General features: G+C 72.9%; 21 protein-coding genes. 11 read left to right on the top strand and 10 right to left on the bottom strand.

From position 1 onward, the window contains the following. Positions 1-134 precede the first annotated feature (134 nt). Entirely contained in the window at positions 135-842 is a 708-nt protein-coding gene (locus ACIGAN_RS30570; protein WP_399862401.1) for a hypothetical protein, read from the bottom strand. Between the two features lie 213 nt (positions 843-1,055). On the opposite strand from ACIGAN_RS30570, the gene ACIGAN_RS30565 reads away from it, so the two are divergent. From ACIGAN_RS30565 to hutH, 3 genes are all read left to right on the top strand, one after another. Further along, positions 1,056-1,856 carry an enoyl-CoA hydratase/isomerase family protein gene (locus ACIGAN_RS30565; RefSeq protein ID WP_399862399.1) on the top strand — a complete coding sequence of 267 codons (801 nt, stop codon included), beginning with the start codon at positions 1,056-1,058 and terminating at the stop codon, positions 1,854-1,856. Positions 1,857-2,259: 403 nt separating this feature from the next. Next, positions 2,260-3,408, top strand: coding sequence for a GGDEF domain-containing protein (locus tag ACIGAN_RS30560; RefSeq protein ID WP_365087265.1), 1,149 nt, complete (start codon positions 2,260-2,262; stop codon positions 3,406-3,408). Between the two features lie 139 nt (positions 3,409-3,547). Further along, positions 3,548-5,116, top strand: a complete 1,569-nt coding sequence (gene hutH / locus ACIGAN_RS30555; RefSeq protein ID WP_399862413.1) for a histidine ammonia-lyase — start codon at positions 3,548-3,550, stop codon at positions 5,114-5,116. A gap of 75 nt (positions 5,117-5,191) precedes the next feature. Here the strand turns inward: hutH and ACIGAN_RS30550 are convergent, their stop codons facing one another. Continuing rightward, positions 5,192-5,506, bottom strand: a complete 315-nt coding sequence (locus ACIGAN_RS30550) for a hypothetical protein (RefSeq protein ID WP_365087263.1) — start codon at positions 5,504-5,506, stop codon at positions 5,192-5,194. Between the two features lie 109 nt (positions 5,507-5,615). Between ACIGAN_RS30550 and ACIGAN_RS30545 the strand changes: the two genes are divergently transcribed. The 5 genes from ACIGAN_RS30545 to ACIGAN_RS30525 all read left to right on the top strand — a co-directional run bounded on the left by ACIGAN_RS30545 (position 5,616) and on the right by ACIGAN_RS30525 (position 13,338). Next, on the top strand, positions 5,616-5,948 hold the full coding sequence (locus tag ACIGAN_RS30545; RefSeq protein WP_365087261.1) for a hypothetical protein: 333 nt from the start codon (positions 5,616-5,618) through the stop codon (positions 5,946-5,948). Positions 5,949-6,207: 259 nt separating this feature from the next. Then, entirely contained in the window at positions 6,208-7,458 is a 1,251-nt protein-coding gene (locus tag ACIGAN_RS30540; RefSeq protein WP_365087259.1) for a L,D-transpeptidase, read from the top strand. Positions 7,459-7,605: 147 nt separating this feature from the next. Continuing rightward, a complete protein-coding gene (locus ACIGAN_RS30535; RefSeq protein WP_399862396.1) occupies positions 7,606-9,090 on the top strand; it encodes an ABC transporter permease in 1,485 nt (494 codons plus the stop codon). Between the two features lie 43 nt (positions 9,091-9,133). Continuing rightward, complete coding sequence (locus ACIGAN_RS30530; protein ID WP_365087255.1) at positions 9,134-9,817, top strand: ABC transporter ATP-binding protein; 684 nt, start codon at positions 9,134-9,136, stop codon at positions 9,815-9,817. Positions 9,818-10,083: 266 nt separating this feature from the next. Next, a complete protein-coding gene (locus ACIGAN_RS30525) occupies positions 10,084-13,338 on the top strand; it encodes a S8 family peptidase (protein ID WP_399862411.1) in 3,255 nt (1,084 codons plus the stop codon). A gap of 64 nt (positions 13,339-13,402) precedes the next feature. On the opposite strand, the gene ACIGAN_RS30520 is transcribed toward ACIGAN_RS30525, so the two are convergent. Then, positions 13,403-14,311, bottom strand: a complete 909-nt coding sequence (locus ACIGAN_RS30520) for a helix-turn-helix transcriptional regulator (protein WP_399862409.1) — start codon at positions 14,309-14,311, stop codon at positions 13,403-13,405. A 180-nt stretch (positions 14,312-14,491) separates the two neighbouring features. On the opposite strand from ACIGAN_RS30520, the gene ACIGAN_RS30515 reads away from it, so the two are divergent. Further along, on the top strand, positions 14,492-15,532 hold the full coding sequence (locus ACIGAN_RS30515; protein WP_365087245.1) for an NAD(P)-dependent alcohol dehydrogenase: 1,041 nt from the start codon (positions 14,492-14,494) through the stop codon (positions 15,530-15,532). A 144-nt stretch (positions 15,533-15,676) separates the two neighbouring features. Continuing rightward, positions 15,677-16,060 (top strand): VOC family protein, encoded by a 384-nt coding sequence (locus ACIGAN_RS30510; RefSeq protein ID WP_365087243.1) that lies wholly within the window; start codon positions 15,677-15,679, stop codon positions 16,058-16,060. A gap of 27 nt (positions 16,061-16,087) precedes the next feature. Here the strand turns inward: ACIGAN_RS30510 and ACIGAN_RS30505 are convergent, their stop codons facing one another. The 5 genes from ACIGAN_RS30505 to ACIGAN_RS30485 form a co-directional block, all read right to left on the bottom strand. Further along, positions 16,088-17,020 carry a DUF5829 family protein gene (locus tag ACIGAN_RS30505; RefSeq protein ID WP_399862393.1) on the bottom strand — a complete coding sequence of 311 codons (933 nt, stop codon included), beginning with the start codon at positions 17,018-17,020 and terminating at the stop codon, positions 16,088-16,090. A gap of 51 nt (positions 17,021-17,071) precedes the next feature. Next, positions 17,072-18,271 carry an MFS transporter gene (locus tag ACIGAN_RS30500; RefSeq protein WP_399862391.1) on the bottom strand — a complete coding sequence of 400 codons (1,200 nt, stop codon included), beginning with the start codon at positions 18,269-18,271 and terminating at the stop codon, positions 17,072-17,074. A gap of 66 nt (positions 18,272-18,337) precedes the next feature. Then, positions 18,338-19,453 carry an AI-2E family transporter gene (locus ACIGAN_RS30495; protein ID WP_399862389.1) on the bottom strand — a complete coding sequence of 372 codons (1,116 nt, stop codon included), beginning with the start codon at positions 19,451-19,453 and terminating at the stop codon, positions 18,338-18,340. Positions 19,454-19,512: 59 nt separating this feature from the next. Next, positions 19,513-20,181, bottom strand: a complete 669-nt coding sequence (gene msrA / locus ACIGAN_RS30490) for a peptide-methionine (S)-S-oxide reductase MsrA (protein ID WP_365735355.1) — start codon at positions 20,179-20,181, stop codon at positions 19,513-19,515. Positions 20,182-20,309: 128 nt separating this feature from the next. Continuing rightward, a complete protein-coding gene (locus ACIGAN_RS30485) occupies positions 20,310-21,428 on the bottom strand; it encodes a hypothetical protein (protein WP_399862386.1) in 1,119 nt (372 codons plus the stop codon). Positions 21,429-21,591: 163 nt separating this feature from the next. Here ACIGAN_RS30485 and ACIGAN_RS30480 point away from each other — a divergent pair, with 163 nt between their 5' ends. After that, positions 21,592-22,746: a cystathionine gamma-synthase gene (locus ACIGAN_RS30480; RefSeq protein ID WP_399862384.1), complete on the top strand. Its 1,155-nt coding sequence runs from the start codon at positions 21,592-21,594 to the stop codon at positions 22,744-22,746. 17 nt (positions 22,747-22,763) lie between these two features. Here ACIGAN_RS30480 and ACIGAN_RS30475 read toward each other — a convergent pair whose 3' ends face one another. Beyond that, positions 22,764-23,012 carry a hypothetical protein gene (locus ACIGAN_RS30475; protein WP_365735351.1) on the bottom strand — a complete coding sequence of 83 codons (249 nt, stop codon included), beginning with the start codon at positions 23,010-23,012 and terminating at the stop codon, positions 22,764-22,766. A gap of 46 nt (positions 23,013-23,058) precedes the next feature. Next, entirely contained in the window at positions 23,059-23,562 is a 504-nt protein-coding gene (locus ACIGAN_RS30470) for a sigma factor-like helix-turn-helix DNA-binding protein (protein WP_399862382.1), read from the bottom strand. Between the last annotated feature and the right edge of the window lie 577 nt (positions 23,563-24,139).

The following is a 24,139-nucleotide window of genomic DNA, read 5'->3' as shown; positions in this document are numbered from 1 at the left end:
GTGCGGTGTGTTCCTAGACAGCTCCACCACATCGGAGGTCTTCGCCATGATCAAGCCCGGCAACCGTTAACAACGCTCGTGATCAATACACCTAGCGTCTCCCCGGTGTGCCGTCGGCGCGCCGTCAGCGGTGGTCAGCGGTGATCCAGGGGCGAGTCCACGCACAGGCCGATGACCGGCACGCACAGGCCCGGGTCCGCTGGCTCCCGCGGTGTCCGCGGCTGCTCCGGCTCGGCGGGTCCGGGGGCCGGAGCGGGCGCCGTCCGGCTCGGGGGCGCGGGTGCGGTCGGGGCCGGGCGGGCTGGGTCGTCCCGGGGCGGCTGAGCCGGGGGTTTCGCCGTGCCGTGCCCGGGCGGGGTGCCGGGCTCGCCGGCCGTGGGCGTGCCGGGTGTCCGGCCGGGTGCGGGTGCGCCGGCCGGGGCGGACGGGGACCGCCCCGCGCCCCGGACGACCGGTGACGGGGTGAGGCCGCCGAGGGCGGTGGGTGACGAGGGGCCCGCCTCGGGCGTGTCCGGCGGGGCCGCCGCCGTGCCGGCTGTCCCGTCCGTGCCGGAGACGACCGGGTCCGGGCGGGGCCCGGCCTCCACGGTGCCGACGCCGCCGTCCGGGCCGGTCCCGCCGGTCAGGCGTACGAGGCTCAGGGCGCCCGCGGCCAGGGCGAGGCCGCCGGCGGCGAGCAGGACCTTGCGGGGGCGGGGCTTGCGGTGCCGGCCCCGGGCGCGCGGGGCGAGGGGGCCGGTTTCCGCCGGTGCGGGCTCGTGGGGCGCGGCGGGCACGGGTCGGCGTTGCCGCGCGGCCCCGGTGTCCTGCCTCGGCTTCGCCGGCGTGTTCGTCGTCATCATGGTCCCTCCCCGCTGCGCACGCGCCCCCTGTGCGCCATGGCGGACGCACGTTATGCGCTCCCTTGGGTGGTGGGGGTGGAGTTGGGGGGATGTCACTCGAACGGGTGGGCGGAGGGGAGGGGGAACCGGCCACGTCCGCCCTTTCGCGGGCGGGGTGGGGCTGCGATGATCTGAGCGTCGGTTTGTGTTAACCCGCGTTAACCGGAGGGTGTCATGAGTGAGGAACGGTTCGGGGAGTTCGTGCTGGTGCGGCGGCACGAGCAGGGGCATGTCGCGGAGCTGGTCCTCGACCGCCCCAAGGCCATGAACGCGGTGTCGACCGAGATGGCACGGTCCCTGTCCGGCGCCTGCGCGGCGCTGGCGGAGGACCGGGAGGTGCGGGCGGTCGTCCTGACCTCGACGCACGAGCGGGCCTTCTGCGTGGGCGCCGACCTGAAGGAGCGCAACTCGTTCAGCGACGCGGACCTGCTGCGGCAGCGGCCCGTGACCCGCGCGGCCTACACCGGGGTGCTGGAGCTGCCGGTGCCGACGGTGGCGGCGGTGCACGGGTTCGCGCTGGGCGGCGGGTTCGAGCTGGCGCTGGCGTGCGACGTGATCGTGGCGGACCCGACCGCGGTGGTGGGGCTGCCGGAGGTGTCGGTCGGGGTCATCCCCGGGGGCGGCGGGACGCAGCTGCTGCCGCGGCGGGTGGGGGCGGCCCGGGCGGCTGAGCTGATCTTCTCCGCCCGGCGGGTGGAGGCCGCCGAGGCCGCCGAGCTGGGGCTGGTGGACCGGCTGGTGGAGGAGGGGCGGGACCGCGAGGAGGCGCTGGCGCTGGCCACCCGGATCGCCGGGAACTCACCGGTGGGGCTGCGGGCGGCCAAGCGGGCGCTGCGGCTGGGCCAGGGGCTGGATCTGCGGGCCGGGCTGGAGGTCGAGGACGCGGCGTGGCGGGCCACGGCGTTCTCCGGCGACCGGGCGGAGGGCGTCGCCGCCTTCAACGAACGGCGCAAGCCGCAGTGGCCGGGAGAGTAAGGGCAGAGGCCTGCCGGCCGGCGACGACTCCCAGTCCCCCGGGCGCCTGCGGCCCGGGGCGGCCCGGGAGGGACGGCAACTGGTGGTGGACGGGTCGGGGCGTGGCGGCTGGAGCGGTCCGGGGCGCGGTGGCAGGAGCGTCCGGGGCGCTGCGGCTGGAGGGGGCAGGGAGCCGGCGCAGTGGCGGTCCTGACGCGGACCGGGGCCGTGGCCGGAAACGGTCAGGGTCGGCGCGGCAGGTGGTGGTCCCGGAGGGCGCCGGAGGGGCCCGGGGCGGGCCGGAGGGGCGGCGGCGGGAGCGGTCCGGGGGGCTGTGAACGGGCCGTGTGCCGTGTGAACCCTCGCCCTCCCCGTTCGCCCCGTCAACCGGACGGTTTGGCCGAAAACTCCCTAGCCTGGGGTGATGGGTGAGGACAGACGGCTGGCGGCCGTCGTCGCGTTGGCTCAGGGGATGGCGGCCGCGCACGGGTTGCGCGAGGCATGGCGCGCGGCCGCGTCGGGGGCGTGCCGGGCGCTCGGCGGCAGTTTCGCCGCGCTGTCGGTGTGGGAGCGGGAGCTCGGGCGGCTGAAGGTCCTGGTGAACGTCGGTGAGCTGGCCGAGGGCGAGGAGGAGTTCCCGGAGGACGAGGCCTACCCGGTGCACCAGTTCGCCGAGATCACCGAGTTCCTGCACGAGCAGTGGGCCGGCGGCGGCGAGCCCGACGCGTGGGTGGAGACCGCGCAGGGGCCGGCCGCCGGGCAGCCCGGCTACTGCCACCAGCGGGTCGCCGCCCTGCGCCGCCGCGGCCGCGGCTGCTGCGTCGTCGCGCCCATCGTGCTGCACGGCAGGGCGTGGGGCGAGCTGTACGTCGCCCGCCCGGTCGGCGAACCGGTCTTCGGGCGGGCCGACGCCGACTTCGCCACCGTCCTGGCCTCCGTCGTGGCCGCCGGCATCGCCCAGACCGAGCGCCTGGAGGAGGCCCGGCGGCTCGCCTTCACCGACTCCCTCACCGGACTCGCCAACCGCCGGGCCGTCGACGTACGCCTGGAGCAGGCCATCGAGCGGCACCGCAGGGACGGGGCCGTCGTCAGTCTCGTCGTCTGCGACCTGAACGGGCTCAAGCGGGTCAACGACACGCACGGGCACGCGGCCGGCGACCGGCTCCTGGAGCGGTTCGGCTCGGTGCTGTCGCTGTGCGGGGCGATGCTGCCGGGGGCGCTGGCCGCGCGGCTCGGCGGGGACGAGTTCTGCCTGCTGGCGGTCGGGCCGCCCGCGGACCAGGTCGTGAAGGCGGCCGGCGAACTGTGCCGCAGGGCCGCCGAGTTGGAACTGGGGGACGGGGTGGCCTGCGGAGTGGCCTCCACCGAGGACCCGATCGGGACCGTACGCTCGGCCCGCCGGCTGTTCCGGCTCGCCGATGCCGCTCAGTACCGGGCCAAGGCGGAGCGGGCCGGCCGCCCGGTCGTCGCCGGGCGGGCCGGGCCCGACGATCCCGTCGTACGGCTCGCGGACGAGCCGTCCGGTGAGGCGGGCGGCGAGCGCCGCCGCTTCCGCGGCCGGCACGCGCCCTGACCCGCGCCCTCACGCCGTGCGGCACGACGGCCCCGGCGGTCCCGGGGGCTCCCGGAGGTGTGACGCATTCGGTAAGGGGCGAACCCCGTCCCCAGTGGTGACATCATCGAATTCACTGCGTACGCTCCTGAATATGGATATGCACACTGTGGTGGTGGGGACGTCCGGGGTGACCGCGTCCGACGTGCTCGCCGTGGCCCGCGGCGGCGCCCGCGTCGAGCTCTCCGAGGAGGCCGTGGCCGCCCTCGCCGCGGCCCGCGAGATCGTGGACGCGCTGGCGGCCAAGCCGGACCCCGTGTACGGCGTGAGCACCGGCTTCGGCGCCCTGGCGACCCGGCACATCAGCCCCGAGCTGCGCGCGCAGCTCCAGCGCAACATCGTCCGCTCGCACGCCGCCGGCATGGGCCCCCGGGTCGAGCGCGAGGTCGTGCGCGCCCTGATGTTCCTGCGGCTGAAGACCGTCTGCTCCGGGCACACCGGCGTGCGCCCCGAGGTCGCGCAGACCATGGCCGACCTGCTCAACGCCGGGATCACCCCGGTCGTGCACGAGTACGGCTCCCTGGGCTGCTCCGGCGACCTCGCGCCGCTGTCCCACTGCGCGCTCGCGCTGATGGGCGAGGGGGACGCCGAGGGCCCCGACGGCACCGTGCGCCCGGCGGCCGAACTGCTCGCCGCGCACGGCATCAAGCCGGTCGAACTGCGGGAGAAGGAGGGCCTGGCCCTCCTCAACGGCACCGACGGCATGCTCGGCATGCTGGTCATGGCCCTGGCCGACCTGGAGACCCTCTACCGGTCGGCCGACGTCACGGCCGCCCTGTCGCTGGAGGCGCTGCTCGGCACCGACAAGGTCCTCGCCCCCGAGCTGCACGCCATCCGGCCGCACCCGGGCCAGGCCGCCAGCGCCGCCAACATGCTGGCCGTGCTGAAGGGCTCGGGCCTGACCGGCCATCACCAGGACGACGCCCCGCGGGTCCAGGACGCCTACTCGGTGCGCTGCGCCCCGCAGGTCGCCGGGGCCGGCCGGGACACCCTGGCCCATGCCCGGCTGGTCGCCGACCGCGAGCTGGCCGCCGCCGTGGACAACCCCGTTGTGCTGCCTGGGGGCACCTCCCAGGCTTTCGGCACTGGGGGAGGGCGCGTGGAGTCCAACGGCAACTTCCACGGGGCGCCGGTCGCCTACGTGCTGGACTTCCTCGCCATCGCCGCCGCCGACCTCGGCTCCATCGCCGAGCGGCGCACCGACCGGCTGCTCGACAAGAACCGCAGCCACGGCCTGCCGCCGTTCCTCGCCGACGACGCCGGTGTGGACTCGGGCCTGATGATCGCTCAGTACACGCAGGCCGCGCTGGTGAGCGAGTTGAAGCGGCTCGCCGTACCGGCGTCCGCCGACTCGATCCCGTCCTCCGCCATGCAGGAGGACCACGTCTCGATGGGCTGGTCGGCGGCGCGCAAGCTGCGCACGTCCGTGGACAACCTCACCCGGGTCCTCGCCGTCGAGCTGTACGCCGCCACCCGTGCGATCGAGCTGCGCGAGGGGCTCACCCCGGCGCCCGCGACGCAGGCGGTCATCGACGCCGTACGGGAGGCCGGGGTGCGCGGTCCCGGTCCGGACCGGTACCTGGCGCCCGACCTGGCCGCGGCGGACGCGTTCGTGCGCGACGGGCGGCTGCTCGCCGCGGTGGAGACGGTCACCGGGCCGCTGCGGTAGGACGGCCCGCGCGACAGGAGGGGCCCTGCCGTCCGGCGGGCCCCTTCGCCGTGCCCGGCCGGAGCCCAAGTCCGGTCAGAAGCCCAGGCGTTCCCGGCGCACCGAGTACACGACGAACCCGGCGCCCAGCGTGAGGCAGAAGGTCCCGCCGATCACGTACGGCGTGCTGTCGAAACTGCCGGTGTCCGCGAGGCGGGTGCCCGGGACCGAGGCGTCCGCGGACGTGGCCGCGATCCGGGCCTGCTCCGTGACCTGCGGCGACGGGCTCGTCGAGACCGCGTCTCTCACCGGGGAGTCCGACGTCGCGTTGGCGGACGGGACGAACCACAGGGCGCCCAGCAGGGTCGCCGCTGCGGTGGTGGTCAGCAACGGACGGCGAGCGGATGACACGGAATATCGATCCCCTTGTGACGTCGGCGAATTGGCCGTGTGGGGCGATGTTAGTGAAAGGCGCGGGTCACGGGAAAGTCACGGGAGGCCTTGGCCGTACGCTCCCGCCATGAGTACTCCAGAGACATCACGATTTGTCCGCCTTCGGGTCGAGCTCGTTCTCGAAGTCGAGGACCCCGCCGCGGTCACCAAGGCCGCGCTCGGCCGGATCGCCGGCGACACCGGGATGCCGGCGGCGGAGCGGGCCCACGCCGAGGACGCTGTGACGGAAGACACCGCGGAGGCCCTGGCCTATCTCGTCGACCCGTTCGACCTGGTCAGTGAGGTGCCGGGGATCGAACTCCAGCAGGCCTCCTGGAGCAGCGAGCGGATCGACTACGACCCCGATTCGCCGGACTGGGACCTCGACGAGGATGATGGCGACGACGACAGCGACGGCTGACCGCCCCGGAACCTCGTGACCCCGGGCGGCGACGCCGCCCGGGGTCCTCGCGTCTCCAGCGGCGCGACCGCACCCGCAACGCCCGGCACCGTCCGTCACGGACGTGGTGATCCCCACACCTGCGCCACCTGGGGAACCGGATGAACCGGTCGTAGCGTTGAAAGTTCTCGACGGGGACTCACGAGTCCCGACGGGGGCACTTGGTGGGTGACGGGGGCCCGGGGTTTTGGGGAAATCGGCAACGATGGAGAAGCGTGTGATGACGGTCAGTAAGCGGCGCAAGGGCCTGACGGTCGCGTCCGCACTGCTCGGCGGAGTGCTGATGCTCTCGGCCTGTTCCGGCGGCGACGACAGCGCCTCCGGCAGCGACGGCGGTGACAGCTCCCAGTCGAAGGTCGACGAGGCCGCGGCCAAGAAGACCTCCGAGGCCCAGATCAAGATCACGCCCAAGGACGGCTCGAACAACGCCTCGATCAACAACTCGGCCACCGTCACCGTGAGCAAGGGCACGCTCACGAACGTGAAGATGACGACGACCGACGGCACCGAGGTCAGCGGCCAGATATCCGCCGACCGGAAGAGCTGGAAGCCCAGCACGCAGCTGGAGCGGTCCACCACCTACCGGCTGGCGGCCGAGGCGAAGGACGCCGACGGGCGCGTCGCCCACGAGAACGCGTCGTTCACCACGGTCTCCCCGGCCAACAGCTTCATCGGCAACTTCACGCCGGACGACGGCACCACCGTCGGCGTCGGCATGCCGGTCTCGATCAACTTCGACAAGGCGATCACCAACAAGGCCGCGGTCCAGAAGGGCATCACGGTCAGCACGACCAGCGGCCAGGAGGTCGCCTGCCACTGGTTCAACGCCAACCGCATGGACTGCCGGCCCGAGGACTACTGGAAGGAAGGCTCCACCGTCACGCTGAAGCTCGCGCTCGACGGTGTCGAGGGCGCCGAGGGCGTCTACGGCGTCCAGCAGAAGACGGTCACCTTCAAGATCGGCCGCAACCAGATCTCCTACGTCGACGCGAAGACCAAGCAGATGAAGGTCACGCAGGACGGCAAGGTCGTCCGGACGATCCCGATCTCCGCGGGCTCGCCGGAGAACAAGACCTACGAGGGCGTCATGGTGATGTCCGAGAAGTTCAAGGAGACGCGCATGAACGGCGCGACCGTGGGCTTCACGGACGACGACGGCAAGGGCGAGTACGACATCAAGGACGTGCCGCACGCCATCCGCCTGTCCAGCTCCGGCACGTTCATCCACGGCAACTACTGGGGCGCGAAGTCCATCTTCGGCAACGCGAACACGAGCCACGGCTGCGTCGGTCTCCAGGACGCCAAGGGCGCGGACGACCCGAACACGCCGGGCGCGTGGTTCTTCGACCACTCGATCCTCGGTGACGTGGTCGTCGTCGAGAACACCGGCGACAAGACCATCGCGCCGGACAACGGCCTCAACGGCTGGAACATGAACTGGGCCGACTGGAAGGCCGGCTCGGCCGTCTGACGGTCCTTCGGCGGCACGCGCGCGGAAGCCGCCGCCCGCTCCCCTTCCCGGGGACGGGCGGCGGCTTCCGGCTTTTCCGGGCCGCTTCTCATCCGGCTCTTATGCGCGGCTCAAGCACTCATCACGGACCGTCCCTAGCTTGCCGCCATGTTCTTCACCTATCTGAGGCGCGAGTTGCGCCGCCGCAGGAAGGCGGCCCTCGTCGTCGCCTCCGGACTCGCGCTGGGCATCGCGCTGGTCATCGTCGTCACCTCCGTCTCCGCCGGCATGGGCAAGGCGCAGGACAAGGTCCTCGAGTCGCTGTACGGGCTGGGCACGGACATGACCGTCACCAAGGCCGCGGCACCGTCGGGCACCGGCACCGAACGGCCCCGCTTCCGCTTCGACGCCCAGGACGAGGGATCCGGCGGCGAGCAGAGCAGCGACCGCGTCATGGTGCAGGGCTTCCAGACGCTGGCGAGTTCGACCGTGGGCCGGGTGGCCGCGCAGGACGGGGTCGCGGACGCGGTGGGCGGGCTGAGCCTGCAGGTCGTCAAGGTCAGCGGGGAGTTCACCCGCGGCCGCGTCCAGCAGGACGGCAGCGGCGGCCAGGGCGGTGGCCAGGGCAGCAGTCAGAGCGGTGGCCAGGGCGGCGGCCCGGGTGGGGCGCAGCCCTCGCCGCAGGACCGGATCGAGGGCGGCGGCGCCGACTTCGACGTCAACAGCTACTCCGTCTACGGCACCGACGTCACCGAACCCGCCCTCGGCCCGCTCACCTCCTCCCGGATCACCGGCGGGCGCACCTTCGAGACGAGCGAGACCGACGCCGCGGTCGCCGTGGCCGACGCGTCGTACGCCAAGGCCAAGAAGCTCGAGACCGGCTCCACGGTCACCATCAGGAACACGAAGTTCCGGGTCGTCGGCATCGCCACGGCCGACAGCGGGGACGCCGCCGCCGACCTCTACATCCCGCTGAAGCGGGCGCAGACGCTGGCCGACGCCGAGGACAAGGTCACCACGGTCTACGTCAAGGCCACCGACTCGCAGCGGATCGACGGCGTCAAGGCGGCGATCGGCAAGAACGTCCCCGGCACCACCGTCACCACCTCCGCCGACCTCGCCGACACCGTCTCCGGCTCCCTGTCCACGGCCTCCTCCCTGGCCACGAGCGTGGGCAGGTGGCTGTCGATCGTCGTGCTGGTGGCCGCGTTCCTGGTGGCGGGCCTGCTGACGTCCTCGGCGGTCTCCCGCCGGGTCCGCGAGTTCGGCACGCTCAAGGCGCTGGGCTGGAAGTCGGGCCGGGTGACCCGGCAGGTGGTCGGCGAGGCGGTCGTCAACGGCCTGGCCGGCGGGGCGCTCGGCATCGCGCTGGGCCTGGCGGGCGCGTACGCGGTGACGGCCGTGAGCCCCACGCTCCAGGCGCAGCTGGGCGGGGGCGGCGGCGCCGGGGGCGGCTTCGGGGGCATGCGGGCGGCGCCGGGCGGGCTGGGGGCGCAGAAGACCCTCGACATCGCCCTCACCGCACCCGTCAGCCTCACGACCATCGCCCTCGCGGTGGCCCTGGCGGTCACGGGCGGCCTGATCGCCGGCGCCTTCGGGGGCTGGCGGGCGTCCCGGCTGCGGCCCGCCGACGCTCTGCGCCGCGTCGAGTGACGCCCCCGCACGCCCGCACCCGAAGCCGACACCAGGAGTCCTCATGTACGAACTGAGCGCCGTCACCAAGCACTACTCCCGTTCCCGGGAGACCGTCCTCGCCCTCGACGGCATCGACCTCACCATCCCCGACGGCGACCGGCTGGTCATCCAAGGGCCCACCGGCGGCGGCAAATCCACCCTGCTGCAGATGCTCGGCGGTCTGGACCGCCCCACGTCCGGCCGGATCGTCCTCGACGGCACCGACCTCGCCGCGCTGCCGGAAGCCCGACTCACCCGGGTGCGCAGCGAGAGCATCGGTTTCGTCTTCCAGTCCTTCAACCTGATCCCGACGCTCACCGCGCAGGAAAACGTCGAAACCGCCCTCGTCCCGCTCGGCGTGAAGCCGAGACAACGCCGCGAACAGGCCGCCGAGGCACTGAAATCGGTCGGTCTCTCGGAACGCCGCGCACATCTGCCCGGCGAGATGTCCGGCGGTCAGCAGCAGCGCGTGGCCATCGCCCGGGCCCTGGTGAAACAGCCGAAAGTACTGCTCGCCGACGAACCCACCGGAAACCTCGACGAGTCGACGCGCGACGAGATCATGGACGTGCTCCACCGCATGTGGGAGGAGCTCGGGCTCACCTTCATCATGGTGACCCACGACTCCGCTCTCGCGAAGAAGGCCCCGCGCCTGGCGACGATCCGCAAGGGCCGTATCACCGTCAAGGAGAACACGCGTGCGTAACGCTGCGGCCCTGTAACGGAGTTCCGGCAGCCGTGTAACAGTCAGCCGACGGAATTCTTACTCTCCTCTCATCTATTGAGCGCCTGATCACCCCTCGGCATACTGCGTGTTCCGGGGGGTGACGCGCATGCGTACGAGACCACCCCCGGCCGGGTGAACGGGGAATTCGCCCGGTACTTCTGCAAGGGGGAAACTTGCGCAGACAAGTGAAAAGGGCGTGCGCGGCCACGGTCGCCACAGCGGCAGCCGTGGCCCTCGCGGCGGGCATGACCAGCCCGGCGTCGGCCGACGGCGAGCGGACGGCCGCCTCCGCCAAGCCGGCCTCGCTCACCGCCAGGCACCACATCACACTGATCACCGGCGACCGGGTCTCCCTGGACGCCAAGGGGCGCGTGACCGGCCTGGAGCGGGCCAAGGGCCGTGAGGACATACCCGTCCAGATCCGCAAGGTCGACGGCCACACCCTCGTGATCCCCGCCGACGCGGCCCGTCTGGTCGCCACCGGCAAGCTCGACCAGCGTCTCTTCGACGTCACCGAGCTCAACAAGTCCACGACCCGCAAGGCCCAGAAGAAGGGCCTGAAGGTCATCGTCGGCTACCAGGGCAGCGCCGCGGCCACCAAGGCCGACGTGCGTGACGCGGGCACCCTGAGCCGCACCCTGAAGACCCTCAACGCCGACGCGGTCCAGACGCCGCAGGCGGACACGCCCGAGCTCTGGGACGCCGTCACCAACGGCGACAAGACCGCCTCCGGCATCGCGCACGTCTGGCTCGACGGCGTCCGCAAGGCCAGCCTCGACAAGTCCGTCGCCCAGATCGGCGCCCCCAAGGCGTGGTCGGCCGGCTACGACGGCAAGGGCGTCAAGATCGCCGTCCTGGACACCGGTGTCGACGGCACGCACGCCGACCTCAAGGGCCAGGTCGTCGACGCCAAGAACTTCTCCACCGCGCCCGACACCACCGACAAGGTGGGCCACGGCACGCACGTCGCCGCCATCGCGGCCGGCACCGGCGCGAAGTCCGGCGGCAAGTACAAGGGTGTCGCGCCCGGCGCGAAGATCCTCAACGGCAAGGTCCTCGACGACGCCGGATTCGGCAGCGACTCCGAGATCGTCGCCGGCATGGAGTGGGCCGCCGCGCAGGGCGCCGACGTCATCAACATGAGCCTGGGCGGCCTGGACACGCCGGAGATCGACCCGATGGAAGCGGTGGTGAACAAGCTCTCCGAGGAGAAGGGCGTCCTGTTCGCCATCGCCGCCGGCAACGAGGGCGACTTCGGCGAGCAGACCGTCGGCTCCCCGGGCAGCGCCGCCGCGGCCCTGACCGTCGGCGCGGTCGACGACAAGGACGTGCTGGCGGACTTCTCCAGCCGCGGCCCCGGCATGGACGGCGCCCTCAAGCCCGACGTGACCGCGCCCGGCGTGGACATCACCGCGGCCTCCGCCCCGGGCAACCTGATAGCCCAGGACGTCGGCGAGAAGCCGGCCGGCTACATGACCATCTCCGGTACGTCGATGGCGACCCCGCACGTGGCGGGCGCGGCGGCGATCCTGAAGCAGCAGCACCCCGAGTGGAAGTACCCCGAGCTCAAGGGCGCCCTCACCGGCTCCACCAAGGGCGGCGCGTACACGCCGTTCCAGCAGGGTTCGGGCCGCGTCCAGGTCGACAAGGCCATCAAGCAGACCGTCGTCGCCGAGCCGGTGTCGGTGAGCTTCGGCATCCAGCAGTGGCCGCACACCGACGACAAGCCGGTCACCAAGCAGCTGACGTACCGCAACCTCGGTACCAAGGACGTCACGCTGAAGCTGGCGTCGACCGCCACCAACCCCAAGGGCCAGGCCGCCCCGGCCGGCTTCTTCAAGCTCGGCGCCACCACGGTGACGGTCCCGGCGGGCGGCAAGGCCTCCGTCCCCTTCACCGTCAACACCAAGCTGGGCGGCACGCTCGACGGCGCGTACTCCTCGTACGTGACGGCGACGGGCGGCGGCCAGACGGTCCGCACGGCGGCGGCGGTGCAGCGCGAGGTGGAGTCGTACGACGTCACGCTGAAGGTCATCGACCGCGACGGCAAGCCGGCGAAGAACTACAGCACCGACCTGACCGGCATCGCGGGCCTGGGCAAGGGCAAGGGGGCCATGCCGTACGACGCGGACGGCACGGTCACCGCGCGGCTGCCCAAGGGCACCTACATCCTCAACGGCAACGTCTACGTGGGCGACGACCCGGAGAAGTTCGCCGGTGTCGACTGGCTCGCCCAGCCCAAGCTGAACGTCACCAAGAACACGACGGTCACGCTGGACGCCCGCAAGGCCAAGAAGGTGGACATCACCGTCCCGGCCTCGGGCACGAAGTCGGAGTTCGCCTCGGCGGACTACACGGTGTCGGCCGGTGATTCCAGCTACGGCTTCGGCTGGTGGCTGGACTCCTTCGCCGACATCCGCAGCGCCCACGTCGGCCCGCAGATCACCGACGGTTCGGTGACCCAGCAGTGGGACGGCCACTGGAGCAAGGGCGCCACGGAGGAGTACGACACCGTCGCCGGCGGCCCGGTCAAGCAGCTCGCCACCGGCTTCACCAAGCACTACAAGGCCGGTGAGCTGGCCACGGTGAAGGTCGGCCTCGGCGCCTCGACGCCCGGCAAGAAGGGCGCGGTCAACGCGGTGGGCTGGATGCCGTGGAGCTCCGGCGCCTCCTCGATCGGCATCCAGCAGTCCCTGCCCGGCACGCGCACGCTGCACCTGTCCGCCCTGGGCGGCGTGGAGTGGCAGCTCGAGTTCGCCCAGTACGGCGGGGTGGACCCGGACGGCTTCCCGATCGACGAGGCCGCCTACGCGATGGGCCAGCAGAAGTACGCGGCCGGCAAGAGCTACTCCAAGACCGTCAACACGGCCGTCTTCGGGCCGCGCATCGACGCCGACTTCGGCATCTTCCGCGAGGGCAACGAGATCTTCGGTTCCCTGCCGCTGTTCGCCGACGGCAAGGGCAACGTGGGCTACTCGCAGTTCTCGTCGGCGGCCACGACCCTCTACCGCAACGGCAAGAAGGTCGGCTCCCACGACGACCCGCTGTTCGGCGAGAAGACGTTCAAGGTCCCGTCCGGTGACGCCGAGTACAAGCTGACCACGTCCGTCAAGCGCAGCGTCAAGGTGGCGGCGGCCTCCACCCGCGTCGACGCCAGCTGGACCTTCCGCTCGAAGAAGGTCACCGACCTCAAGCAGCTGCCCGCCTCCACGGCCCGCTTCCACGCGGCCACCGGCCTGGACAGCAAGGCCCCGGCCGGCAAGCAGGTCACCGTTCCCGTCACCGTCGAGGGCGCGGCCAAGGGCGGCAACCTGAAGTCGCTGTCGGTGTACGTGTCGTACGACTACGGCAAGACCTGGAAGAAGCTCGCCGTCAAGAAGGGCAAGGTCTCCTTCAAGAACCCGGCGAAGGGGAAGGCCGTCTCCTTCCACGCCAAGATCGCCGACAAGAAGGGCAACAAGTCGACGATCTCGATCTACAACGCCTACTACGGCAAGTAGACCGAAGGGCCCGTGGGACAGCGGCCCGTCGGAAGCCCCGGCTTCCGGCGGGCCGCTCGCGTGTCTACGGGGCCGGGCTCTCGGCCCCCGCCCGGGTCGCGTCCGCCCCCCAGCTCGCCAGCAGGCGCAGGGCCTCCGCCGAGGGCGTGCCGGGCTCCGCGTGGTACGTGACCAGGGACTGCTCGGCGTCGTCGACCAGGCGGAACGTCTCGAACGACAGCGTCAGATCCCCGACCAGGGGGTGGCGCATGCGCTTGACGCCGAAGCTCTTCTCCTTGACGTCGTGCGCCGCCCACAGGCGGCGGAACTCCTCGCTCTTCACCGACAGCTCGCCCACCAGGGTGGACAGCTGCGGGTCGTCCGGGTGGCAGCCCGCGTCCATGCGCAGGTAGCCGACGATGTCGGCCGCCTTCTGGTCCCACTCGACGAACAGCTCGCGGTACTCGGGGCGCAGGAACACCATCCGCGCCCAGTTCCGCTCCTGGGCCGGCAGCTCCGCCCAGTCGCCGAAGAGGGCCGCTGCCATCCGGTTCCACGCCAGGACGTGCGAGCGGCGGCCGACGACGTACGCGGGGACGCTGTCGATCGAGTCCAGCAGGTGCCGCAGCGCCGGCCGCACCTGCTGGCTGCGCGCCACCGGCCTCTTCTTGTGCTGCTTCGGCTTCGCCAGGTGCGTCAGGTGCGCGTGCTCGGCGTCGGTCAGCCGCAGGGCGCGCGCGATCGCGTCCAGCACCTCCGCCGAGACGTTGTGGCCGTTGCCCTGCTCCAGCCGCGTGTAGTACGCCACCGACACCCCGGCCAGCTGCGCCAGCTCCTCCCGGCGCAGCCCGGGCACCCGCCGCCGCCCGAAGTCGGGCAGCCCCACGTCCTGCGGCTTCAGCCGGGCGCGCCGGGTGCGCAGGAACTCGCTGAGCTCGGCGCGCGGGTCCAGGCCGCCTCGGACCGTCTGTGCGGGTTCGGGCTGTTCGTCCACCATGCCGTCCAGTATGGCCGGTCGTACGCACACGAGCCTGACCCCGCCAGTGGTACGCACGCCGTACGTACGCAAAAGCGTGGTCTGGGTGACGGCCCGGGACTCCGGCACGGTGGAGTGCGTGCCCGGCCGGACGATCCGGAAGGCAGCCGGGCATACGACGCTAGGAGAACTCTCGGCATGACCACTGTTGCTGCGTACGCCGCTCCCGCCCCCAAGGCACCGCTGGAGCGCACCACCATCGAACGCCGCCAGGTCGGCGAGTACGACGTCCTGATCGACATCAAGTTCGCCGGCATCTGCCACTCCGACATCCACCAGGCCAACGAGGGCTGGGGCGAGGCCATCTTCCCGATGGTCCCCGGCCACGAGATCGCCGGTGTCGTCTCCGAGGTCGGCCCGGGCGTGACCAAGTTCGCCGTCGGCGACCGCGTGGGCGTCGGCTGCATGGTCGACTCCTGCCGCGAGTGCGAGAACTGCAAGGCCGGCCGCGAGCAGTACTGCGTCGAGGGCAACATCCCGACCTACAACGGCATCGGCAAGGACGGCGAGCCCACGTACGGCGGCTACTCGCAGAAGGTCGTCGTCGACGAGAACTTCGTCGTCCGCATCCCCGACGGCCTGTCCCTGGACGTCGCCGCGCCGCTGCTGTGCGCCGGCATCACCCTGTACTCGCCGCTGAAGCGGTTCGGCGCCGGCCCCGGCAAGAAGGTCGCGATCGTGGGCCTCGGCGGCCTCGGCCACATGGGTGTGAAGATCGCGCACGCGCTCGGCGCCGAGGTGACCGTGCTGTCGCAGTCCCTGCGCAAGCGGGAGGACGGCCTGAAGCTGGGCGCGGACCACTACTACGCCACCAGCGACCCGAAGACCTTCGAGGAGCTGGCCGGCACCTTCGACCTGATCGTCTCCACGGTCTCGGCCCCGCTGGACTTCGGCGCCTACCTGTCGCTGCTGAAGACCGAGGGCACGCTGGCCAACGTCGGCGCCCCCGAGGAGCCCATCTCCCTCAACCTGTTCTCGGTGATCGGCGGCGGCAAGTCCCTCGCCGGTTCCATGATCGGCGGCATCGCGGAGACCCAGGAGATGCTGGACTTCTGCGCCGAGCACGGCCTGGGCGCGGAGATCGAGCTGATCCGCGGCGACCAGATCAACGAGGCGTACCAGCGGGTCCTCGACAGTGACGTGCGGTACCGGTTCGTGATCGACACGGCCACGATCTGAGACCGGACGGTTTCCCGTGCCCGAGGGCCCCGGCGCACCCGCGCCGGGGCCCTCGGCGCGTTCTCGTGATGCGCGGGGGCGGGCACGCGGGGTACACAGGTGAGTGCACTGGGGAGTTCACCGGTACGCCAGGGGAGGCCCGCCATGACCGTGCAGCTGAACCACACCATCGTCGCCGCGCGCGACAAGCGCGCCTCGGCCCGGTTCCTCGCCGACCTCCTCGGGCTGGAGGTGAGCGCGCCCTACGGCCCGTTCCTGCCGGTCGAGATCTCCAACGGCGTCACGCTCGACTACATGGACAGCCCCGGCGCCATCACCCCGCAGCACTACGCCTTCCTGGTCTCGGAGGAGGAGTTCGACCAGATCCTCGCCCGGATCCAGGAGGCCGGCCTGACGTACTGGGCGGATCCCTTCCACAGCCGTCCCGGCGAGATCAACCACAACGACGGCGGCCGCGGCGCGTACTTCGACGATCCCGACGGTCACCTCCTGGAGATCATCACCAGGCCGTACGGCAGCGGCCGGTGACCCACCCGGCCGGGCCGGGGCCGGACCCTACTCGCCGGAGGTCCCGCCGAAGGTCCACACGGCACGGGGGCCGGGGCCGACGACCAGCTCCGAGTGGCCGAGCCGCTCCACGTGCCGGTCGGGCACCGGCCTGTTCAGCGACATCTCCACCCGCTTCAGCCCCACCCGGTCCAGCGGCACGGCGTCGAACCGGAGGGTGGTCCCGCCGCCCTTCGCGACGGCGCCCCCGCCCGGCACGGACCGGACGGCGAACCCGCCGGCCCTCAGCAGCGGCACGGTGTTGGCCAGGTCCCCGGCGGTCACCGCGAGCCGGATGCCGGTCACGTCCCGCATCAGGTGGTCGCGGTAGCCGTCCGACAGATAGCGCTCCCGGCCCACGTCACCGGGGTACGCGGCGGGTTCGGTGCCGCTGCGCGGGTCGGCGAAGTACTCGGGCCGGTACTCCATGCCCCACGCGCCGAACAGGTCGTAGCGGTCGGTGGTGAAGACCGCGTCGAACCACGGCACGGGGACGCCGTCGCCGAAGTCGCGCGTCTGCGGGAACTCCACCGGCTCGCCGTCGCTCAGCTCGCGCAGCCGGGCCGTGACGGTCGCGAAGTCGCCCGCCCGCTCCGTCGAGACGGCCAGGCCGCCGGCGCCGGGGGTGCCGTCCTTGCCGGGCAGGTCGCCGGCGCCGAACAGTTCGAGGTAGGTCTCGCGGCCCATGAGGTAGCGGCCGGTCCAGGTCTGCCCGCCGGAGCCGGTCGTGGTGCGGACCTGGAAGTTCGCGAAGTCCCGGAGGTACGCCGAGTGCTCGATCGCGTCGGCGGTCTCCCGGTCGAGCACGCCGTAGGCGTGGTTGTAGTACAGCAGCTGCCGCCCGCCCCGGCCGCCGTCCTCGGCATGCGCGGCACCCTGCACCGCCCCCGCGAGGGCCAGGGTCATGACCATGATCACCTGTAACGCTCGTCTGAGAACCATGCGGGGAGCGTAGGCCGGGAGGAATCCGTTCCGCTGGGGATTACCGCGGGATCACCGCGCTTGCGCCGTCACCCGGACCGGTCGCCGCAGCAGGTACACGGCGGCGGTCGACACCAGCGCGGCCATGCACGCGATGAACACCAGCCCGGCCCCCTCCAGGCCGATCGGGCCCGTCAGCAGCCCCACCCCGATCACCGGCACCGAGATCCCCGTGTACGCCACCACGAACAGCGTCGAGATCACCGCCGCGCGCCGGTCCTCCGGCGACGCCCCGGCCACCGCCGACAGCGCGCCGCGGAACGCCAGCCCCTGTCCGATCCCGCCGGTGAGCGCGCTCAGCACCACCAGTGCGAGCAGGCCCCAGTACAGGGCGCCGGCCAGCAGCAGGAGCCCGGCCAGCAGCCCGGCGCAGCCCAGCGGCAACGACCGCGCCACGCCCACCCGCCCGGCCAGCAACTGCCCGGCCGTCGAGGAGAAGAAGGCCAGCGCGACGACCAGTCCGCTCACGGCGTGGTCGCGCAGGCCCAGCGACTCGGCCAGGAACGCGGGGCTGACGGCCGTGAACACCCCGAACAGCGCGAACCCCACGAACGAGGCGGTCGCCGCGGGCCCGAACACCGGGCGCACCCGAGCGGGCAGGGCGGGCGGCCGCGGCCGCACCGTCCGCGCCGGCCGCCGCTCCCGCACGGTTTCCGGAAGCCGCAGCAGGGCGGCCGCAGAGGCGGCCACCAGGACGAGATGGGCGGCGAACGGCAGGTACAGCGGCCACGGGGCGTACCGCGCGAGCAGCCCGGCGAGCAGCGGACCGCAGCCCAGTCCGCCCATGTTGGCGGCCGTCGCCACGAAGGTGGCCCGGGAGCCGCCGCCGGCGGGGGCCAGCTCCATCACGTACGCGGTGGCGGCCCCGGTGAACAGGCCGGCCGACAGGCCCGACAGCAGCCGTCCCGCGTAGAGCCAGCCCAGGCCCGTCGCGCACAGGAAGCAGACCGCGCTCACCGCGGCGCAGCCCAGGCCCACCAGCAGCACCGGCCGGCGGCCCACGGCGTCCGAGGCGTTGCCCGCCAGCAGCAGCACGCCGATCACACCGAAGGCGTACACCGCGTAGACCACGGTGACGGTGAGCTCGGAGAAGCCGAGCTTCTCCTGGTAGAGGGGGTAGAGCGGGGTGGGCAGCGTGGTGCCGGCCATGCACACGGCGAACACCGCGCCGCCCAGCAGGCACCGCTGCCACCCGGGGCGATCACCGTTCATGGGCCGACCGTAACGCGCGGGTTCCTTCCGCCCGGCGCGGCGTGCCCGGCCGCCCGCGGACGCGGCCTACGACGGGACGGGTCCCGCGAGGTCCGGATCGTCCTCACCCGGACCCGGTAACGGATCGGCGAGCTGCTCGCGGACGTAGTTCCACACCACCGCGATCAGCGCGGCGACGGGCACGGCGAGCAGGCTGCCGACGATGCCGGCGAGGTTGCCGCCCAGCGTCACCGCCAGCAGGACGACGGCCGCGTGCAGACCGAGACCGCGGCTCTGGATCATGGGCTGGAAGACGTTGCCCTCCAGTTGCTGCACCACGACGATGATGGCCAGCACGATCAGCGCGTCCGTCAGACCGTTGGAGACCAGCGCGATGAGGACGGCGACGAAACCGGCGAACAGGGCGCCGATGATCGGCACGAACGCGGAGACGAACGTCAGCACCGCCAGCGGCAGCACCAGCGGGACGCCCAGGATCCACAGGCCCAGGCCGATCAGGACGGCGTCGAGCAGGCCGACGGCCGCCTGGGAGCGCACGAACGAGCCCAGCGTGTCCCAGCTCCGCGCGCACACGACCGGGACGTCGGCGGCGAGCCGGCCGGGCAGCTGACGGGCGAGCCACGGCAGGAACCGCGGGCCGTCCTTCAGGAAGAAGAACATCAGGAACAGCGCGAGCACGGCCGTGACGACCCCGTTGACCACGGTGCTCACCCCGGTGACCACGGCGCCGACCATGCTGCCGACGCCCTCCTGCGCACGGGCGACCGCGGAGTCGAAGGCCTTGTCGATCTGGGCGTCCCCGATGTTCAGCGGCGGCCCGGCGGCCCACTCGCGCAGGCGCTGGATGCCCTCGACGACGCCGTCGGACAGCTCACCGGACTGGGACGCCACCGGCACGGCGATCAGCGCCACCACCCCGGCGGCGACGAGCAGGAACAGGACGGTCACCACCGAGGCGGCGAGCGCGGGCGGCCATCCGCGCCGCCGCAGGTACCGGGCGGCGGGCCAGGTCAGCGTGGTCAGCAGCAGCCCGACCACCAGCGGCCACACCACCGACCACGTGCGGCCCAGCAACCACAGAGCCACGGCCAGTCCGGCCGACACCAGCAGCAACTCACCGGACACCCGCGCGGATATCCGCAGCGCGGCACGGGATCTGGAGGAACTCAGGGGCGCAGTCACGAAGGCACCCTATGGGGTGAGCGCCCCCCGGGGGACACACCAGGGTCGGCGGGGCGCGCTCACCCCGCTGCCCGGGCCACGCCGATCGGGCAGGAGACGCCCGTGCCGCCGATGCCGCAGTAGCCGGCCGGGTTCTTGTCGAGGTACTGCTGGTGGTACGCCTCGGCCGGGTAGAAGGGGCGGTCCTGGGCCGGGAGGATCTCCGTGGTGACGGACCCGTGGCCGGAGGACGTCAGGACCCGCTGGTAGGCGGCGCGGGACGCCTTGGCGGTGGCCTCCTGCCCGGCGCCGTGCGTGTAGACGGCGGAGCGGTACTGCGTGCCCACGTCGTTGCCCTGGCGGAATCCCTGCGTGGGGTCGTGCGACTCCCAGAACGTCTTCAGCAGACGCTCGTACGAGATCACCGCCGGGTCGTACACCACCCGCACGACCTCCGTGTGGCCGGTCAGCCCCGAGCAGACCTCCTCGTACGTGGGGTGCTCGGTGTGGCCGCCCTGGTAGCCGACGAGGGTCGTCCAGACACCGGCGGGGAGCTGCCAGAACACCCGCTCGGCGCCCCAGAAGCAGCCCATGCCGAAGTCGGCGGTCTCCAGGCCCTCGGGGTAGGGGCCGAACAGCGGGTTGCCGAGGACGGTGTGGCGCTCGGGGACCGTGAACAACGGCTCCGAGCGGCCGGTCAGAGCCTGCTCGCGGGTCGGCAGCCGGGGCGTGCGGCCGTACGGGAACATGCCGTCTCCAGGGGTCTTCGGCGCTCTCCGGCGGTCTCCGGTGCGGGCGCGCCGCCCACGCGGGGACGGCGTCCCGTTCAACCCGCCCCGATCTCCCGGCATTCCGGCGCGGCGGCCCGGGGCGGGGCTCAGTGGGGCAGGGTCGCCGGGCTGCCGCCGTTCGCCTCGTAGCCCGCCACCGCCAGCGCCCGGTACACCGCGAACTCCGCGGCCGGGTCGGCGGACAGCGTCCAGGGCAGGGCGCCCACGTGCCCGTCGATGTGGACCAGCTGGCTCATCGCCTCCGACCAGCGCTCGCCGCGGACCAGGAAGAACACCAGCAGGTGCCGCACATGCGCCAGCATCGGGTCGTCCGGGCGCGCCGAGTGCACCGCGTGCAGCGCGCCGTGCACCGCCTTGGTGACCACCTCGGTCTGCCAGAAGCCGCTGACCAGCGTCACCTCGGGCAGGTGCTCGAACACCGCGAACAGGGGCATCGCAGCCAGCAGGGAACCCTGCGGGGCCCGGGCCGCGGCGGCCTCCGCGAACGAGTAGGCCAGCTCACGCGAGCCGTGCCACTTCTCGCACCAGTAGTGCAGCGCGGCCAGATGCGCCCCCATGTGGTTCGGGGCGCGGTCCAGGATCTTCAGCCAGAGCTGCTCGAAGTCCTTCTGGGAGTAGCCCAGGCCGCGGGCCACCGACAGCTCCACGATGTACGAAATCGGATCACCCGGGGCCAGCAGCGCCGCGTCGCCGCACGCCGCCTTGGCCTCCTCCATGATGATCCGGAACTCGTCCGTGCCGGGCGACGCCGTCCGCCACGCCTGCTGCACCAGGAACTCGGCGTGCACCGCCGCACCGCCCGCGTCCTTGGGGGCCTCGGCCCGCCACACCCGCAGCCACTGCCCGCCCGGCGCCTCGCCCACCCCGCCGGGCCGCTGCGCCAGCTCCAGCGAGGCCGCGCCCGCGAAGGCCTGCACACGCTGCCAGCGGCGCTCGCCCTCCGTCTCCGTGCCCGCCAGGAGCTGCTGGGCCGCTCGGTAGTCCTGGGTGCGCTGCACCACGTCCAGGACGTCCATCAGGTCCTGGTCGGGGCCGGGCATGCGGATGTCGAGCTCCTCCTCGCGGACGAAGCCGTAGTTCGCCGGGTCCGCGGCGTCCGGGTGGTCGGGCGAGACCAGCCCGATCGCACCGCGCCCGCGCCGCAGGAACGGGAGCAGCACGAAGCCCAGCATGACCAGCGCGATCAGGACCCAGAGAATCTCCATGCCACAAGCGAACCAGACCGCGCCGACAATTGGCCAACCTGGTCCGCGAACCTGTGGAAAACCCGTCCGGCCCCCACCCGCCGCCCTGTGGAAAACCCGGGCAGGGGCGCGGGCGGCCCGCTGCCCCGGCACGTCGCGCGTCGGCGCACTACCCTCGGTGCCCATGAGCGACAGGCACATCAGTCAGCACTTCGAGACGCTCGCGATCCACGCGGGCAACACCGCCGACCCCCTGACGGGCGCGGTCGTCCCGCCGATCTACCAGGTGTCCACCTACAAGCAGGACGGCGTCGGCGGCCTGCGCGGCGGCTACGAGTACAGCCGCAGCGCCAATCCCACCAGGACCGCGCTGGAGGAGAACCTCGCCGCCCTGGAGGGCGGCCGCCGCGGCCTCGCGTTCGCGTCCGGGCTGGCGGCCGAGGACTGCCTGCTGCGCACGCTGCTCAGCCCCGGCGACCACGTGGTCATCCCCAACGACGCCTACGGCGGCACGTTCCGCCTCTTCGCCAAGGTCGTCGCCCGCTGGGGCGTGGAGTGGTCGGTGGCCGACACGAGCGACCCGGCCGCCGTGCGGGCCGCCCTGACCCCGAAGACCAAGGCCGTGTGGGTGGAGACCCCCTCCAACCCGCTCCTGGGCATCACCGACATCGCCGCCGTCGCCCAGGTCGCCCGGGACGCGGGCGCGCGGCTCGTCGTCGACAACACCTTCGCCACGCCGTACCTGCAGCAGCCGCTGGCCCTCGGCGCGGACGTCGTGGTGCACTCCCTGACCAAGTACATGGGCGGCCACTCGGACGTCGTCGGCGGTGCCCTCGTCGTCAGCGACCCCGAGCTCGGCGAGGAACTGGCCTTCCACCAGAACGCGATGGGCGCCGTGGCCGGCCCCTTCGACTCCTGGCTGGTGCTGCGCGGCACCAAGACGCTCGCGGTACGGATGGACCGGCACAGCGAGAACGCCGCCAAGGTCGCCGAGATGCTCACCCGCCACGCGCGCGTGACCAGCGTGCTCTACCCGGGTCTGCCGGAGCACCCCGGCCACGAGGTCGCCGCCAAGCAGATGAAGTCCTTCGGCGGGATGATCTCCTTCCGGGTCGAAGGCGGCGAGGAGGCGGCCGTCGAGGTCTGCAACCGCGCCAAGGTGTTCACGCTGGGCGAGTCCCTCGGCGGCGTCGAGTCGCTGATCGAGCACCCGGGCCGGATGACGCACGCGTCCGTGGCCGGCTCGCTGCTGGAGGTCCCCGCCGACCTGGTGCGGCTGTCCGTCGGCATCGAGAACGTCGACGACCTGCTGGAGGACCTGCAGCAGGCGCTCGGCTAGGCAGGGCGCCGGCCGGGTCACCAGCCGGTGAGGGGTGGGGTCGTGTCGGACGGCGGCTCCACCCACGGCTGGACCGTCAGCGCCCACACCGTGAACGCCACGGCCGCCGCGAGCAGCAGCAGCCACAGGACGCGGCGGGCGAGCGCCCGGCGGCGCAGCATGCGGGTGCCCCGGCGCACCGCCTCCGGGTGGATCTCGGGCGGCAGGGGCCGCTGTGCCCGCTCCAGGAGCCGCCGTACGGCGGCCTCGCGGTCGTTCCCGCTCATGTCCGCCTCCGGTCGCCGGGCGGGGTGGCGCCCCGGGCGGGCCGCCTCATGACGGCACCGCCTTCACGGCCTGCACGGCCGGGGCCGCACCCCGCGGGCGGCGCAGCAGGGTGGTCGTCGCCCGGTGGCAGATGGCCCGTACGCGCTCCGGGGACAGGCCCAGCAGGGCCGCCGCCTGCTCCTCGGCGACCCCTTCGTAGAGCCTGAGCACGACGATCAGCCGCTCCTGCGGGGTGAGCACGGCCAGGGGGCTCGCGGGGTGCGGGCGGGACCGGACCAGTCCGCCGTGGTGGTGCCAGGCCCCGCGTGCGAAGCGGGTGGCCAGGTCCTGGCGGGTGCGGTCGTAGGGATCCTCGCCGCGCAGCCCGTCCCAGCGCGCGAAGGTGTGGGCCAGCGACAGGATCAGCAGGCGCCGCGCGCGCGGGTTGTCGTCAGGGGCCTCCGCGGTGAGCAGGGTGGCGGCGTGCAGCAGCCGCCCGGCCGCGCCCGCGACGAACGCCTCGAACTCCCGGGCGCGACGGGCTGCCCGGTACGCGTGCCGCTCCCGCACCTCGCCTCCCGCCCGACGGCGACCGACCCTGAGGAACCGCCCCCGGCCGCGCGCGGCGGGGACCCGGTCTCATATCAGGCCAGAGGCACCCCCGCGGTCAAGAGCCGCGCACCCCCGCCTTGGCGCCGCCCCGGTCCCCGGCCGCCCCCGGCCCCACCCCTCCGCGCGGACCGGTCCGGCCCGCCCCGCGCCGGACACCCGCCCGCGCCGGCACCATGTGCGTGACGGGCATGCGGGTGCCAGCCACGCACGCGCGCCGGCCCGGGGCTCGGGTCCGACACCGGGCCAGCGGCCATGCGCCCCCGCCTCGGTGCGTGGCCCCGCCGATCCCCATCCTCTGCCGGGCACCTGCCCGTGACAGCCGCGCGCCTGACACGCACGCGGGCGTGCCGGCCCGGGCCCGTGTCCGACACTCGGCGCGCGGCCACCCCACGCGCACGCTCGCCACGCACGCGTGCCCGCCCCTGGACCGTGCCGGTCCCCGGCCCGCGTCCGGTTCGCGTCCGGCACGCGCCGCGTCCGGCACGCGCCGCGTCCGGCGCACCGTGCGCGGCGCACGTCCCGGCCTGCCCCCGGC

The sequence above is a fragment of the Streptomyces sp. NPDC085931 genome (genome assembly GCF_044540565.1).
Classification (GTDB): Bacteria; Actinomycetota; Actinomycetes; order Streptomycetales; family Streptomycetaceae; genus Streptomyces.
This window is presented reverse-complemented; position numbering and strand designations above follow the sequence as displayed.

What these genes read in the sequence shown, in the direction of transcription:
- ACIGAN_RS30570 (WP_399862401.1), bottom strand. Translation starts at nt 842, where the DNA reads ATGATGACGACGAACACGCCGGCGAAGCCGAGGCAGGACACCGGGGCC.
- ACIGAN_RS30565 (WP_399862399.1), top strand. Translation starts at nt 1,056, where the DNA reads ATGAGTGAGGAACGGTTCGGGGAGTTCGTGCTGGTGCGGCGGCACGAG.
- ACIGAN_RS30560 (WP_365087265.1), top strand. Translation starts at nt 2,260, where the DNA reads ATGGGTGAGGACAGACGGCTGGCGGCCGTCGTCGCGTTGGCTCAGGGG.
- hutH (WP_399862413.1), top strand. Translation starts at nt 3,548, where the DNA reads ATGCACACTGTGGTGGTGGGGACGTCCGGGGTGACCGCGTCCGACGTG.
- ACIGAN_RS30545 (WP_365087261.1), top strand. Translation starts at nt 5,616, where the DNA reads ATGAGTACTCCAGAGACATCACGATTTGTCCGCCTTCGGGTCGAGCTC.
- ACIGAN_RS30540 (WP_365087259.1), top strand. Translation starts at nt 6,208, where the DNA reads ATGACGGTCAGTAAGCGGCGCAAGGGCCTGACGGTCGCGTCCGCACTG.
- ACIGAN_RS30535 (WP_399862396.1), top strand. Translation starts at nt 7,606, where the DNA reads ATGTTCTTCACCTATCTGAGGCGCGAGTTGCGCCGCCGCAGGAAGGCG.
- ACIGAN_RS30530 (WP_365087255.1), top strand. Translation starts at nt 9,134, where the DNA reads ATGTACGAACTGAGCGCCGTCACCAAGCACTACTCCCGTTCCCGGGAG.
- ACIGAN_RS30525 (WP_399862411.1), top strand. Translation starts at nt 10,084, where the DNA reads ATGACCAGCCCGGCGTCGGCCGACGGCGAGCGGACGGCCGCCTCCGCC.
- ACIGAN_RS30515 (WP_365087245.1), top strand. Translation starts at nt 14,492, where the DNA reads ATGACCACTGTTGCTGCGTACGCCGCTCCCGCCCCCAAGGCACCGCTG.
- ACIGAN_RS30510 (WP_365087243.1), top strand. Translation starts at nt 15,677, where the DNA reads ATGACCGTGCAGCTGAACCACACCATCGTCGCCGCGCGCGACAAGCGC.
- ACIGAN_RS30505 (WP_399862393.1), bottom strand. Translation starts at nt 17,020, where the DNA reads ATGGTTCTCAGACGAGCGTTACAGGTGATCATGGTCATGACCCTGGCC.
- ACIGAN_RS30500 (WP_399862391.1), bottom strand. Translation starts at nt 18,271, where the DNA reads ATGAACGGTGATCGCCCCGGGTGGCAGCGGTGCCTGCTGGGCGGCGCG.
- msrA (WP_365735355.1), bottom strand. Translation starts at nt 20,181, where the DNA reads ATGTTCCCGTACGGCCGCACGCCCCGGCTGCCGACCCGCGAGCAGGCT.
- ACIGAN_RS30485 (WP_399862386.1), bottom strand. Translation starts at nt 21,428, where the DNA reads ATGGAGATTCTCTGGGTCCTGATCGCGCTGGTCATGCTGGGCTTCGTG.
- ACIGAN_RS30480 (WP_399862384.1), top strand. Translation starts at nt 21,592, where the DNA reads ATGAGCGACAGGCACATCAGTCAGCACTTCGAGACGCTCGCGATCCAC.
- ACIGAN_RS30475 (WP_365735351.1), bottom strand. Translation starts at nt 23,012, where the DNA reads ATGAGCGGGAACGACCGCGAGGCCGCCGTACGGCGGCTCCTGGAGCGG.